Below are 13,938 nucleotides of genomic sequence, written 5' to 3'. Positions count from 1 at the left end.
ACTCACCTGATTGATACTTACAGGAGACAATCATGGAAATGGCACAAGCCCTGCTCATCATCGCAGCTGCAATCATGCTCGGCCTCGGCGCTGTCGGCGCTGCCATCGGCATCGGCGTGCTCGGCGGTCGCTTCCTGGAAGGCGCCGCGCGTCAGCCGGAACTCATCCCGATGCTGCGTACCCAGTTCTTCATCGTCATGGGTCTGACCGACGCCGTTCCCATGATCGCGGTCGGCCTGGGCATGTACGTGATGTTCGCGCTGTAAGGACGACCCTCGCAGTACATGTAATCCACTCTCGTCTGAACGAGGTTTCGGGATGAATATCAACCTGACACTGATTGCCCAGCTGGTGTCCTTCGCGGTGTTCGTATGGTTCACCATGAAGTTCGTATGGCCCCCGCTGGTCAAGGCGATGGACGAGCGCAAGGCAAAGATCGCCGACGGTCTGGCTGCAGCCGAGCGCGGCCAGCACGAGCAGGAAATGGCGCGCGAGCGCGCCAAGGAATACCTGCACGAGGCCAAGCAGCAGGCGGCCGAGATCACCGCCAAGGCCGAGAAGCAGGCTGCCCTGATCGTCGAAGAGGCAAAGACCAAGGCCCAGGAAGAGGGCGCGCGCCAGCTGGCCGCGGCCCAGGCCGAGATCGAGCAGGAAGTGAACCGGGCGCGCGAGGAATTGCGTAGCCGGGTGGCGGAGCTGGCAGTGGCCGGCGCCGAGAAGATCCTGCGCCGCGAGATCGACGCCGACGCGCACAAGGACATCGTCGAAGCGGTCGCCAAGCAGATTTAAGGCAGAGCCATGGCTGGAGACGCAACAACTACCGCCCGCCCCTACGCCGAAGCGGTGTTTCAGCGCGCGGTCGAGACCGACAAGCTCGACCTGTGGTCGGAAATGCTGGAGATGCTGGCCACCGCCGCAGCCGATCCTACGCTGGCCGGCGTGCTTGCCGGTCCCGGCCTGAGCCGCGAGCAGAAGGCCGAGCTGGTACTGGAAATCGGTGGCGGCCGGCTCAGCGAGGAGGGCCAGAACCTGGTCCGCCTGCTCGCCGAGAACAACCGCCTGGGCGTGCTCCCCGAGATCGCCGCGCTGTTCGCACAGCGCAAGGCCGAGCACGAGGGCACCGTCGAGGTCGAGTTGACCACCGCCTACCCGCTCAAGCCGGCGCAGGAAAAACTGCTGGCCGACGCGCTGAAGGCGAAGCTGGGGCGCGAGGTGCGCATCGCCAGCCACGAAGACCCCGAACTGATCGGCGGCTTCCGCCTGCGCGCCGGTGACATGGTCATCGACAGCTCCGTGGCCGGGCAGCTCAACCAGTTGGCGCACGAATTAGGACTTTAACAGGGTACGCAACCATGCAACTGAACCCCTCTGAAATCAGCGAGCTGATCAAGAAGAAGATCGAGAAATTCGATGTTTCTGCCGAGGCTCACAACGAAGGTACCGTGGTCAGCGTGACCGACGGTATCGTCCGTATCCACGGGCTGGCCGACGCCATGTCCTACGAGATGCTGGAGTTTCCCGGTGGCGTGTACGGCCTGGCGCTGAACCTCGAGCGCGACTCGGTCGGTGCCGTGGTGCTGGGCGACTACAAGAGTATCTCCGAAGGTGACCCGGTCAAGTGCACCGGCAAGATCCTCGAAGTGCCCACCGGCCCCGAACTGCTGGGTCGTGTGGTCGACGCCCTGGGCAACCCCATTGACGGCAAGGGTCCGATCGAAGCCAAGTGCTCTGCGCCCATCGAGCAGATCGCGCCCGGCGTCATCGCTCGCCAGTCGGTGGACCAGCCGGTGCAGGCCGGCATCAAGGCCATCGACGCCATGGTCCCGGTCGGTCGTGGTCAGCGCGAACTGATCATCGGTGACCGCCAGACCGGCAAGTCCGCCATTGCCATCGATACCATCATCAACCAGAAGGGCACCGGCGTTAAGTGCATCTACGTGGCGGTGGGCCAGAAGAACTCCACCATTGCCGCGCTGGTGCGCAAGCTCGAAGAGCATGGTGCCATGGAGCACACCATCATCGTTGCCGCTCCCGCTGCCGAGTCGGCTGCGCTGCAGTTCATCGCACCGTATGCTGGTTGCACCATGGGCGAATACTTCCGCGACCGCGGCGAAGATGCGCTGATCGTCTACGACGACCTGACCAAGCAGGCCTGGGCCTATCGCCAGGTGTCGCTGCTGCTGCGTCGCCCGCCGGGCCGCGAGGCCTATCCCGGTGACGTCTTCTACCTGCACTCGCGCCTGCTCGAGCGTGCCGCCCGGGTCAATGCAGAGTACGTGGAGAAGTTCACCAACGGCGAGGTCAAGGGCAAGACCGGCTCGCTCACCGCGTTGCCGATCATCGAGACGCAGGCCGGCGACGTGTCCGCCTTCGTGCCGACCAACGTGATCTCGATCACCGACGGCCAGATCTTCCTCGAGTCGGACCTGTTCAACGCCAACATCCGCCCGGCCATCAACGCCGGTCTGTCGGTGTCGCGTGTGGGTGGTGCGGCGCAGACCAAGATCATCAAGAAACTCGGCGGCGGTGTGCGTCTGGCCCTGGCCCAGTACCGTGAACTGGCGGCGTTCTCGCAGTTCGCCTCCGACCTGGACGAGGCCACCCGCAAGCAGCTTGAACGCGGCCAGCGCGTGACCGAACTGATGAAACAGCCCCAGTACAGCCCGCTGTCGGTGGCGGAGATGGCGATTTCGCTGTTCGCTGCCAACGAAGGCTACCTGGACGATATCGAGGTCACCAAGGTGGTGGATTTCGAGGCGGCATTGCACGCCTACATGCACGCCAACTACGCCGACCTGATGACCAAGGTCAATGAAACCGCCGACTGGAACGACGAGATCGAACAGGCCTTCCACGACGTGTTGAAGGATTTCAAGGCCAACAGCACCTGGTAATCACGGGCGGCGGCCCACGGGCCGCCGGTTCCCGGGCCTTCAGGTAACGAGCGAGAAAACAGATGGCAGGCGCGAAAGAGATACGCACCAAGATCTCCTCCATCAAGAGCACGCAGAAGATCACCAGTGCGATGGAGATGGTCGCGGCGTCCAAGATGCGGCGCGCACAGGATCGCATGGACGCCTCGCGTCCCTACGCGGAGAAGATGCGCCAGGTGATCGGGCACGTGGCCCTGGCCAATCCCGAGTATCGGCACCCCTTCATGCAGGCGCGCGAGGTCAAGCGCATCGGCTATATCATCGTGTCATCCGACCGTGGACTGTGTGGCGGTCTCAATACCAACCTGTTTCGCAAGATGGTGCGCGAGATCCGCGCCGAGCGCGAGGCCGGTCGCGAGATCAGCTACTGCCTGGTCGGCAATAAGGCACTGGGTTTCTTCCGTCGTGTCGGTGGCAATGTGCGCGCCCAGGTCACCCATCTGGGCGACCGCCCCGAGCTGGAGGCCCTGATCGGCCCGGTCAAGGTCATGCTGGATGCCTACATGGAAGGCGAGGTCGACGAGATCCGTCTGGCCTACAACCTGTTCGTCAACACCATGACCCAGCAACCGACCATCGAGAAGCTGGTGCCGCTACCCGAGGGCGACGATGCCGAGGAACTCAAGCATCACTGGGACTACATCTACGAGCCGGACGCCAAGCAGGTGCTCGATGCACTCCTGCAGCGCTACATGGAGTCGGTCGTGTATCAGGCCGTGGTCGAGAACGGGGCCTGCGAGATGGCCGCGCGCATGGTGGCCATGAAGTCGGCCACCGACAATGCCGGCAACATCATCGACGAGCTGCAGCTGGTCTACAACAAGGCGCGCCAGGCCGCGATCACCCAGGAGATCTCCGAGATCGTCAGCGGCGCCGCGGCGGTATCGTGAACATAGATTTTGAATTATCGGTCGCAGTCCGACTGCGAAAGATTGAAGACTGAGAGGAAACGCCAATGAGCACGGGTAAGGTCGTCGAGATTATCGGCGCGGTGGTGGACGTTCAGTTCGAACGCGATACCATGCCGAAGATTTACGATGCATTGAAGATCGAATCAGCGGGTCTGACCCTGGAAGTCCAGCAACAACTGGGCGACGGCGTGGTGCGGACCATCGCCATGGGCTCCACCGACGGCCTCAAGCGCGGTCTGGAAGTGGTGAACACCGGCGCACCCATCAGCGTACCGGTTGGCCAGGCTACCCTGGGCCGCATCATGGACGTGCTCGGCAATCCGGTGGACGAGGCCGGCCCCATCGCCACCGAAGAGCGCATGCCCATTCACCGGGCTGCGCCCAAGCTCGAGGACCAGTCCACCCAGACCGAGATCCTCGAAACCGGCATCAAGGTCATCGACCTCATCATGCCCATCCAGAAGGGCGGCAAGGTCGGCCTGTTCGGCGGTGCTGGCGTGGGCAAGACCGTGACCCTGATGGAGCTGATCCGGAACATCGCGGTAGAGCACTCCGGTTTCTCGGTGTTCGCCGGTGTCGGTGAGCGGACCCGTGAGGGTAACGACTTCTACCACGAGATGTCCGAGGGTGGCGTACTCGACAAGGTGGCCCTGGTCTACGGCCAGATGAACGAGCCGCCCGGCAACCGTCTGCGCGTGGCGCTCACCGGCCTGACCATGGCCGAGTACTTCCGTGACGAAGGCCGCGACGTGCTGATGTTCGTGGACAACATCTACCGTTACACCCTGGCCGGCACCGAGGTGTCCGCACTGCTGGGCCGCATGCCCTCCGCGGTGGGTTACCAGCCGACCCTGGCCGAAGAGATGGGCGTGCTGCAGGAGCGCATTACCTCCACCAAGACCGGTTCCATCACCTCCTTCCAGGCCGTGTACGTGCCGGCGGACGACCTGACCGACCCCTCGCCGGCCACCACCTTCGCGCACCTGGACGCCACGCTGGTACTGTCGCGCCAGGTCGCCGAGCTGGGTATCTACCCGGCCGTGGACCCGCTGGACTCCACCTCGCGCATCCTGGACCCGCACGTGGTCGGCCAGGAGCACTACGAGGTGGCGCGCGGGGTGCAGGGCGTGCTGCAGCGCTACAAGGAGCTGAAGGACATCATCGCCATCCTTGGTATGGACGAACTGTCCGAAGAGGACAAGATGATCGTGCAGCGCGCGCGCAAGATCCAGCGCTTCCTGTCGCAGCCCTTCTTCGTGGCCGAGGTGTTCACCGGCGCGCCCGGCAAGTACGTGCCGCTGAGCGAGACCATCGCCAACTTCAAGGCGATCCTGGCCGGCGAGTACGACCACCTGCCCGAGCAGGCCTTCTACATGTGCGGCAACATCGACGAGGCCGTGGCCAAGGCAGAGCAGATGAGCTGAGCGGCGATCGCACCGCACGGTTCAAGCACCAGGAGCTAGAATCATGGCTATGACCATACATGTCGATATCGTGAGCGCCGAGGGCCAGCTCTTCAGCGGCCAGGGCGAGATGGTGTACGCCCCGGCGGTGATGGGCGAGATCGGCATCGCGCCGCGTCACGCGCCGCTGGTCAGTCCGCTCAAGCCCGGCGAGGTGCGGATCGACCCCGGTCAGGGCAAGGAGATGGAGCACTTCTATGTTTCCGGTGGCCTGATCGAGGTGCAGCCCTTCAAGGTCACGGTGCTCGCCGATACCGGCGTGCGTGCCGTCGACCTCGATGAGGCCGCCGCGCTGGAAGCCAAGCGCCGTGCCGAGGATGCCCTGGCCAACCAGGCCGCGGACATGGATCTGGCCCGCGCACAGGCCGAGCTTGCCGAGGCCATCGCCCAGCTGCGAGCCATCGAGCGTTTGCGCAAGGGCAAGGGCAAGTAGGCGCGCGGTCGTCGCGATCCCTCCGGAAGGACCCCGCAGCCTTCGCTGCGGGGTCTTTTCGTTTCCGGTCTCCGCTGTCGCCCTGCCTGCGGGTGGTTCGCGGCGGGGACGCCGCTCCTGCGGGGGCTCGTTGGGGGATTGAACGACTCGCAGCAAACGTCGGACTCCCTTCCCCGGGGCCGAACCGTTCGCTGGCAGGAGGCCCGTCACCGGGTCGAACATCCGCTATAATCGGCGACCTTCACCGGCAAATCCCTGGTACCGGAACACATCATGAGCGAAGAGATCATCCAGCCCGGCAAGTATGTCGGCATCACCTACAGCATCGTCGACGATGAGGGCCGCGTGGTCGAGCAGCACGACCTGCCTATCGGTTTTGTCTACGGCAGCGACACCGAGCTGATCGGCGGCCTCGACCGTGCCGTGCTGGGCAAGAAGGTCGGCGACGAGGTGGAAGTCCAGCTGGCGCCCGAGGATGCCTACGGTCCGCACGACCCCTCGCTCACCTTTACTGACGACATCGAGAACGTCCCGCCCGAGTTTCGTCGCGTCGGTGCCGAGGTGCAGATGCAGAACGAGGCCGGCGAGGTGAAGACCTTCTACGTTTCCAGGATCGAGGACGGAAAGCTGACCGTGGACGGCAACCACCCGTTGGCGGGCAAGCACCTGACCATCCACGTGAAGATTGTCGAGGTGCGCGATGCGCGTCCGGGGGAGGAGAAGGTCTCGGGGATCCACGCGGTGCAGGCACCGACTCACCCCACCGTCAACTGAATCACTGCAAGTCGAGGGCCCAAGGATGACACTGGGCATCGTGATACTGGCCGCGGGACAGGGAACCCGCATGAAATCTCGTCTCCCCAAGGTGCTGCACCACCTGGGCGACCGACCCCTCCTGCAACACGTGATCGATACCGCGCGTGCGCTCCAGCCAGCGCGCCTCGTCATTGTCCACGGTCACGGCGGCGAGCAGGTGCGCGCTGCCATCACGGGTGACGACCTGATCTGGGCCGAGCAGGCCGAGCAGCTCGGCACCGGACACGCGCTGGCCCAGGCCCTGCCTCACCTGGCCGGGCTTGATCAGGTACTGGTGCTCTATGGTGATGTACCGTTGATCCGCACCGAGACCCTGCAAGGCCTGCTGGATGCGGCTGGCGACAGTTTCGGTCTGCTCACCGTCACCCTGGAGGACCCGACCGGCTATGGACGCATCTGCCGCGACGGCGCCGGCCAGGTCGAGTGCATCGTCGAGCAGAAGGACGCCACGCCGCAGCAGCTGGCCATCCGCGAGGTGAACACCGGGATCATGGTTCTGCCGGGAGGTCGTCTGGCCGACTGGCTGGGGCGGCTGGGCAAGGACAACGCCCAGGGCGAATATTATCTGACAGACGTGCTGGCGATGGCCGTGGCCGAGGGTCTGGCCGTGGCAGTGGCGCAGCCGGCCGAGCCGGTCGAGGCCGAGGGCGTGAACGACCGCCTCCAGCTCGCCTCGCTCGAGCGCGCCTGGCAGCGCCGCCAGGCCGAGGCCCTGATGCGTGCCGGGCTCACCCTGCGTGACCCCGCGCGCTTCGATCTGCGCGGCAGCCTGCGCCATGGCCTCGACTGCGAGATCGACATCGACGTGGTGATCGAGGGTGAGGTCACGCTCGGCGAGGGTGTGCGCATCGGGCCGCATTGCGTGTTGCGTGACTGCCACATCGATGATGGTGTGGAAGTGCTGGCGCATTGCGTGATCGAGCAGGCGAAAATCGGCACGGGCTCTCGTGTCGGCCCCTTTGCGCGTCTGCGCCCCGGTGCCGAACTCACCGGCGGCAATCACGTGGGCAACTTCGTCGAGATCAAGAACGCGGAGATCGGCGAAGGCAGCAAGGTCAATCACCTGAGCTATGTCGGTGATGCCGACATCGGGCGCGGAGTCAACATCGGGGCCGGCACCATCACCTGCAACTACGACGGGGCCAACAAGCATCGCACCCGCATCGGCGACCAGGCCTTCATCGGCTCGAACACCGCGCTGGTGGCGCCGGTCTCGGTCGGTCGCGGGGCGACCATCGGCGCCGGCTCGGTGATCAGCAAGGACGCCCCCGAGGAGCGCCTGACCCTGACCCGGGCCCGTCAGACCACCATCGAGGGCTGGAAGCGGCCCGAGAAGAAACGCTGAACCGGAGGGAACCATGTGCGGCATCGTCGGTGCCATCGCCCAGCGTGACGTCACCCCTATCCTGCTCGAAGGCCTGCGCCGACTCGAGTACCGCGGTTACGATTCCGCCGGCCTGGCGCTCTGTCCTGAGCGTGGGTGCCTGCAGCGCATGCGTGCGGTGGGCAAGGTAGCGCAGCTCGAACGCCTGCTCGAAGGGGTCGAGATGCACGGTAACCTCGGTATCGCCCACACCCGCTGGGCGACCCACGGCATACCCGCTGAACGCAATGCTCACCCACACATGAGCGGCGAGCGCGTGGCCATCGTGCACAACGGCATCATTGAAAACCACGCGGAATTGCGTGCCGAGTTGGAGGCACGCGGCTACGCGTTTCATTCCGAGACCGACACCGAGGTCATTGCCCACCTGCTGGCCGACCTGTTGGAGCAGGGCCTGCCGGTGCGCGAGGCGGTGCGCCAGGGCGTCACACGCCTGGTCGGCGCCTATGCGTTGGCAGTGATCGATCCGCAAGACCCCGAATGCCTGGTGGTGGCGCGTTCCGGCAGCCCGCTGGTGATCGGTCTGGGCGTGGGTGAAAACTTCATCGCCTCCGATGTGTTCGCCCTGTTGCCCGTGACCCAGCGCTTCGTCTTTCTCGAAGAAGGCGATCTCGCGGAGATCACCCGCGACGAGATACGCATCCACGATGCCACAGGCAAGCGGGTGGAACGCGAGGAACGCCTCTCGCAGCTGTCCTCCAGCACCACGGACAAGGGGCCTTACCGGCACTACATGCTCAAGGAGATCTTCGAGCAGCCGGCGGTAATCGCCGAGACCCTCGAAGGCCGCGTGTACAAGGGCCGCCTGATCGACGAGAGCTTTGGTCACGTGGCGACGGAGCTGCTCGATCGCACCCGCGTGGTACACATCATCGCCTGCGGCACCAGCTACCATGCCGGGCTGGTGGCGAAATACTGGCTGGAAGAGATCGGCGTGGCGGCACAGGTCGAGGTCGCCAGCGAATACCGCTATCGCAAGGTGGTGGTGCCCGAGGACTGCCTGTTCGTGAGTATCTCGCAGTCGGGCGAGACCGCCGACACCCTGGCCGCACTGCGCGCGGCGAAGGACATGGGTTACATCGGCAGCCTGGTGGTGTGCAACGTGCCCGAGAGCTCGCTGGTGCGTGAATCGGACGTTGCGCTGATGACCCGGGCAGGCCCCGAGATTGGCGTGGCCTCGACCAAGGCCTTCACCACCCAGCTGGTGGCACTGCGCCTGCTGACCATCGCCCTGGCGCGGCGCCGTGATCTGGACGCCGAGGCCGAGCGGGCAATGGTCGAGGAGCTCGAGGCCTTGCCGCGCCAGGTCGAGGTGGTGCTCGAGTTGAGCGATGCCATCGCGGAGATGGCCAACGCCTTTGCCGACCTGGACGATGCCCTGTTCCTGGGACGCGGGGCCTTTTATCCCGTGGCCCTGGAGGGCGCGCTCAAGCTCAAGGAGATCTCCTACATTCATGCCGAGGCCTATCCCGCCGGCGAGCTCAAGCACGGCCCGCTGGCGCTGGTGGACGAGCGCATGCCGGTGGTCTGCGCGTTGCCCGACGACCCCTTGCTGGAGAAGGTGCTGTCCAATCTGCAGGAGGTACGCGCGCGCGGTGGCGAGCTGTTCCTGTTCAGCGACCGGCATGTGGAGATTCCGCTCGACCGCTACCAGAACCTGACCCTGAATGACATCTGCCCGGGCACCGCACCCATCGTGTACAGCGTGCCCCTGCAGCTGCTGGCCTATCATGTGGCGGTACTCAAGGGCACCGACGTGGACCAGCCTCGCAACCTGGCCAAATCGGTCACGGTGGAGTGACGGCGCGGGCCTGGGTGTTTCGCTCGTCGAACAACACCCGGATGGCAAGCGCTTGATGACTCGAAGGACAATTTCGGGAACGCGCGGCAGTAGCCGGTTGCCGCTGGTTTCCGGTGCTGTCCAATCCTGATTCTGGCGGTTTCTCGCGCGCTGTGGCTGGATGTTCACTCAAGCGATGACGCAGGTGTGGCGTTCGCTGCAAATCGGCGTCACACCGGCTGCGAATTCCGCCGGTTCCCGGAATACGGGTGAATATCCGGGCTAGGCCCGATCTTCCTGTTTGGAGTGCACCTCGGTGAGGCGGGCCAGCAGTTCGGTACGGCGGATGGGCGTGGTAATGAGATCGGCATAGCCGGCGCGCAGGATCTCGTTGAGCAGGTCCTGGTCGTCCTGCGAGCCGATGGCAAGCACCGGTCCCTGGAATCCCGCCTGTCGCAGGACCCGCAGCAGCAGGCGGTGTTGCGGGGGATCAAGCAGGTGACAGAGAGCGAGCTGCGGTTTTTTCGACAGCAGTTCCAGGGCCTTCTGTTGTCCCCCGGCCTCCAGCAGCTCCGCACCGGCGGTCTTGAGGAAGATCGTCAACAGCTTGCGGATGTCCGGATCCTGCTCCAGCAGCAAGATGCGCATGCCCTCCAGCGAGACCTTGCCGGCCTCGCTGCCCGCGCGTGCCGGAGCCTTGATGTCAAAACGTATCCGTGTGCCCCTGCCGGGCCTGGAGCGCAGGGTCAGGTCACCGCCCATGCGGCGCACGATCTCGCGGCTGATGGTCAGTCCCAGCCCGGCGCCGCGCGCACTCTTGCCGGCGTCGGCCTGCATGAAGGCCTCGAACAGTCGGGCCTGTTCGCTCTCCGAGATGCCGCTGCCGGTGTCTTCCACCTGGACCTTGAGGCGCTCGTCGTGCCATTCCATGGAGACGGTAATGCCGCCCTCCTGGGTGAACTTGATGGCATTGCCGATCAGGTTGACCATGACCTGGCGTAGCCTGACCTCGTCGATCCATAGGTGATCGGGCACCCCCGCATCCAGCCACCAGGCAAGCGACAGACCTTTCTGGTGCGCCGCCGGCTGGAACAGCTGTTCCAGGTCGTCAATCAGGCGATAGGGTTCGCAGGACGTGGGATGGATGATCAGCTCGCCCTGTTCGAGCACGGCATGATCGAGCAGGTTGTCCACCAGCGACAGCAGGTAATTGGCGCCGCGCGAGATGGCCTCGAGATCGGCATTCAGTCGCCAGGGATCGCCCATGTCCTCGTGTGCCAGCTCGGTGAAGCCGAGGATGGACGACAGTGGGGTACGGAATTCGTGCGACATGCGCGCGATGAAACGTGACTTGGCCTCGTTGGCCTCCTGCAGTTGCTGGTGCTGGTGTTTCAGCTGGTACTGGGCCAGTGCCAGTTCGTGCGCCATCTGCTGGTAACGGGCTTGGAGCTGCTGCTGGATGCTGGCGTCGCAGAAAGCCAGGCCCCAGCCGTTCTTCAGGCGGATCGCGTGCAGTTCACAGTAGGTGCCATTGGGCAGCTCCAGCATCGGCAGGTGCAGGGTGGCGCCGGGATCCTGGTCCTGGCCCACCAGGAACAGCAACTGGTCGGAGAGATCGCTGTCCGGAGAAAGGCCGTCGAAGCCGTAGAAGCGCGCCTGGCCACGGGGCGCGCGCAGGCGGAAGTCGTCATCGATCAGCAAATAGAAGGGCTTTACTCCTTGCATCCGTGCAGTCTGCAGGTAACCCTGAAGGCGTTCGATGGGGTCCACGTTATCGTTCATGTCATCCCTGCCAGATGTTCTCCCAGTCGGCCGAAGGCCTCTTCCACGCCCTGGCCGGACAGCGCGCTGCTGTAGACCGACTCCCAGCCCCGTGACTTCAGTTGCCGCACCGTGTCCAGATCGAGTTCGCACTGGGCTTCCAGGTCGATCTTGTTCAGCAACAGGACGAACGGCTGTTGACCGATGATGGATTCGGCCTTTTCCTGCAAGGAAATGGCGGAATCCAGGGTGTTGCGCCGCGTGGTGTCGGCGACCAGCAGGTAGCCGCTGCTGCCCCGCAGATAGGTCTTTTCCACGGTGCTCAGGGCGCTGGTGCCGGCAATGTCCCAGAGAATGAGCTTCAAGCGATCGCCCGATGGCAGCTCCAGCACCTTGCTGTCCACCTTGACGCCGATGGTGGTGTGATACTCGGAAGAGAAGGTGCTGTGGACATAACGGGCCACCAGGCTCGTCTTGCCAACGGCAAAGTCACCGACCATGCAGATCTTGCGTGCCAGCATCTTCAGTCACCCTGTTTGGTAACGATGCGAAATTCTGCGCGTCGCAACAGCGGATCGAAGCCGGGCGTGGGGGCGATTCGGGTCGCTGTCTGCAGCAGGGCTTCCGGTACGCCCTGCTCGATCAGGTTTTGTCGGATCGTACGCGCACGGGCCATTGCCAGTTCTTCGTTGTGTGCAGGCAGGCCGACCCCGTCGGCGCGTCCAACGATCAACAGGTGGAAGCGCCGTGCCAGCTTCCCGCCCAGGTCGGCGAGTTCCCGCAGGTCACCGGCCAGGATCTGCAACTGCCGTTGCTGTTCTTCACCAAGCCGGGTGCCCTCCTCGAAGTAGACAGCGGTGCCGTCGATCTGGGACTGCAGTATGTCGAAGCGGCGGGTTTCCCGGGATTCGAGTCCCTGGGTGCGGATGTCATGCAACGGCAGGTCCTGCAGCCGGGAGGTGGCCTGATCGATCCAGGCGAGTGGTGCCAGCCCGGTGATCTCGAGCCGTTTTCCCTGCAGGCGCAGTTTCACTGCCTTGGGCAGCGGAGAGAGGCGCTCACGGACCTGTTGCATCAGCCAGGCCGAGGAGGACTTCAGCTGTTGGTCCTCGACCGTGTCGATACCGGGCAACAGGGGGGCCTGCAGGCGCAGTCGCGTGATCCAGGCGTCATCGGCCACGCCAGAGACCACGAGGGTGGTGCCGCGCAGGTGCAGGTCTACACCCTCGGGAGGGTGGAGCTTGTGGCGGGCGCGCTCCAGCACCAGCGAGGGAGACAGGTCGAGGTAGGGTGCGAAGGTGGTCCGCAGCGCATCCGGCGCCAGGCCGCTGCCGTTCAGCAGGGGCGCCAGGGCGGGAGCCAGCGGGTCACGCAGGCCGCGCAGTGACAGCGTGGGACCGAAACGGGCGTCGGTGACGATAATCCCGGGCGTGGTGCGCAGGCGCTCCACCAGAGCCTGTTGCAGTGCCAGGCGCCGGGCCTCGGCTTGGTGGTCCTGCCAGGCCCCGTAGGCCCACCAGCCCCCAGCGGCGATGAGCAGGAGCAGGAGCCCGAGCAGGGCCGGCGAGAGACCGCGTCGCGGCTTGTCGTCCTCGCGTTGTTGCGACAGCAGGCAGCGGGCGAGCCGATTCCAGTGCGAGCGCGTTGCCGTCGAAGTTCTGCAACAGCGAAGCGTAACGAGCATGGAGTTTTTCGAGCACGCCCTGACAGTGTTCGCGCAGGCTCGAGGGTGCGATGCCGCGCACCACGGCGGCCAGGTAGGCGTAGGGGCCATGCGCCAGGATCACGGTATGATCGCCCAGCTCCACGCTTTCCAGGCCCTGGTCGTGCTCGGCCCGGAAGGCGTCGCGCACGAACTGGGTAATGGCGGTGAGCATGCCCGAGATGGCATCGGGGTCGCTGTCGGCCACCGTCTCGGCGGTCAGGTGCTGCATCAGCAGTCCGCTGTCCGGCTGGATCAGGAACACCTGTTCGACACGGTACACCAGGGTATGTCGCAGCACCACCTCGCCGAAGGGGATGCCGCTGCGCATGGCCTCCAGCCGCCACTTGAACCCCTGGATAGACAGGCTGTGCTCGAACGTGCGGTTGATGTTCTCGAGCAGGCCACGCAGGGTGTTGGTGATCGACTGACGGATCGCCGGCCCCATCACCGGGTAGAGGGCATTGGCGAATCCCTCGGGGTTCTGCTGGATGGACGATTCGATGCAACGGGTGACCGGTGCGGTCAGGGCTTCGGTGAGTTCGAGGCCTTGCTGGTCGCTCTGGCGGAGGGCGTCGGGAAGGACATCGGCCACGTCCTCGGTGCGCAGTGTCGGGTTTTCCAGACGCTCGGTCAGGTGCTCGATCTGGGCCTTTTCCTCGTCGAGCAGCAGCGACTTGAGGGCCTGCAACGCCTCATCACCCGAGGCCGTCGTGACGGGTCGCCTGCTCGCGGAGGGGCTCCTGCTCACGCTT

The 13,938-nt window shown here is 64.8% G+C and carries 14 protein-coding genes; 10 read left to right on the top strand and 4 right to left on the bottom strand.

Translation table 11 applies throughout. The features are described from left to right. Positions 1 to 32: 32 nt before the first annotated feature. The 10 genes from atpE (at position 33) to glmS (ending at position 9,741) form a co-directional block, all read left to right on the top strand. Positions 33 to 266 carry a F0F1 ATP synthase subunit C gene (atpE, locus tag EBS_RS12480; protein WP_043108965.1) on the top strand — a complete coding sequence of 78 codons (234 nt, stop codon included), beginning with the start codon at positions 33 to 35 and terminating at the stop codon, positions 264 to 266. Positions 267 to 318: 52 nt separating this feature from the next. Beyond that, entirely contained in the window at positions 319 to 789 is a 471-nt protein-coding gene (locus EBS_RS12475; protein ID WP_043108964.1) for a F0F1 ATP synthase subunit B, read from the top strand. A 9-nt stretch (positions 790 to 798) separates the two neighbouring features. After that, the gene (locus EBS_RS12470) at positions 799 to 1,338 is read left to right on the top strand and encodes a F0F1 ATP synthase subunit delta (protein ID WP_043108963.1); all 540 of its coding nucleotides are present in this window, start codon (positions 799 to 801) and stop codon (positions 1,336 to 1,338) included. A gap of 14 nt (positions 1,339 to 1,352) precedes the next feature. Next, positions 1,353 to 2,894: a F0F1 ATP synthase subunit alpha gene (gene atpA, locus EBS_RS12465; RefSeq protein ID WP_043108962.1), complete on the top strand. Its 1,542-nt coding sequence runs from the start codon at positions 1,353 to 1,355 to the stop codon at positions 2,892 to 2,894. 62 nt (positions 2,895 to 2,956) lie between these two features. Then, on the top strand, positions 2,957 to 3,823 hold the full coding sequence (atpG, locus tag EBS_RS12460; protein WP_043108961.1) for a F0F1 ATP synthase subunit gamma: 867 nt from the start codon (positions 2,957 to 2,959) through the stop codon (positions 3,821 to 3,823). Positions 3,824 to 3,888: 65 nt separating this feature from the next. Continuing rightward, positions 3,889 to 5,268, top strand: coding sequence for a F0F1 ATP synthase subunit beta (gene atpD / locus EBS_RS12455; RefSeq protein WP_043108960.1), 1,380 nt, complete (start codon positions 3,889 to 3,891; stop codon positions 5,266 to 5,268). A gap of 43 nt (positions 5,269 to 5,311) precedes the next feature. After that, positions 5,312 to 5,740: a F0F1 ATP synthase subunit epsilon gene (locus tag EBS_RS12450; RefSeq protein WP_043108959.1), complete on the top strand. Its 429-nt coding sequence runs from the start codon at positions 5,312 to 5,314 to the stop codon at positions 5,738 to 5,740. Between the two features lie 273 nt (positions 5,741 to 6,013). Then, a complete protein-coding gene (locus tag EBS_RS12445; RefSeq protein WP_043108958.1) occupies positions 6,014 to 6,514 on the top strand; it encodes an FKBP-type peptidyl-prolyl cis-trans isomerase in 501 nt (166 codons plus the stop codon). A 25-nt stretch (positions 6,515 to 6,539) separates the two neighbouring features. Then, positions 6,540 to 7,901 carry a bifunctional UDP-N-acetylglucosamine diphosphorylase/glucosamine-1-phosphate N-acetyltransferase GlmU gene (gene glmU, locus EBS_RS12440; protein WP_043108957.1) on the top strand — a complete coding sequence of 454 codons (1,362 nt, stop codon included), beginning with the start codon at positions 6,540 to 6,542 and terminating at the stop codon, positions 7,899 to 7,901. Between the two features lie 13 nt (positions 7,902 to 7,914). Next, positions 7,915 to 9,741 carry a glutamine--fructose-6-phosphate transaminase (isomerizing) gene (gene glmS, locus EBS_RS12435; RefSeq protein ID WP_043108956.1) on the top strand — a complete coding sequence of 609 codons (1,827 nt, stop codon included), beginning with the start codon at positions 7,915 to 7,917 and terminating at the stop codon, positions 9,739 to 9,741. Positions 9,742 to 10,002: 261 nt separating this feature from the next. Here the strand turns inward: glmS and EBS_RS12430 are convergent, their stop codons facing one another. Genes EBS_RS12430 through EBS_RS14385 form a run of 4 tightly spaced genes read right to left on the bottom strand, consistent with a single transcriptional unit; the run spans position 10,003 to position 13,934 of the window. Then, positions 10,003 to 11,502, bottom strand: a complete 1,500-nt coding sequence (locus tag EBS_RS12430; RefSeq protein WP_043108955.1) for an ATP-binding response regulator — start codon at positions 11,500 to 11,502, stop codon at positions 10,003 to 10,005. After that, complete coding sequence (locus EBS_RS12425; protein WP_043108954.1) at positions 11,499 to 12,002, bottom strand: Rab family GTPase; 504 nt, start codon at positions 12,000 to 12,002, stop codon at positions 11,499 to 11,501. Before EBS_RS12425 ends, EBS_RS12430 begins: the two co-directional genes overlap by 4 nt. Before the next feature lie 2 nt (positions 12,003 to 12,004). Continuing rightward, the gene (locus EBS_RS12420) at positions 12,005 to 12,931 is read right to left on the bottom strand and encodes an OmpA family protein (protein ID WP_043108953.1); all 927 of its coding nucleotides are present in this window, start codon (positions 12,929 to 12,931) and stop codon (positions 12,005 to 12,007) included. Beyond that, on the bottom strand, positions 12,849 to 13,934 hold the full coding sequence (locus tag EBS_RS14385) for a hypothetical protein (RefSeq protein ID WP_171816257.1): 1,086 nt from the start codon (positions 13,932 to 13,934) through the stop codon (positions 12,849 to 12,851). The genes EBS_RS12420 and EBS_RS14385 overlap by 83 nt, the downstream gene beginning before the upstream one ends. Positions 13,935 to 13,938: the final 4 nt, after the last annotated feature.

The sequence above is a fragment of the endosymbiont of unidentified scaly snail isolate Monju genome, assembly GCF_000801295.1.
Taxonomy (GTDB): Bacteria; Pseudomonadota; Gammaproteobacteria; order Chromatiales; family Chromatiaceae; genus MONJU.
This window is presented reverse-complemented; position numbering and strand designations above follow the sequence as displayed.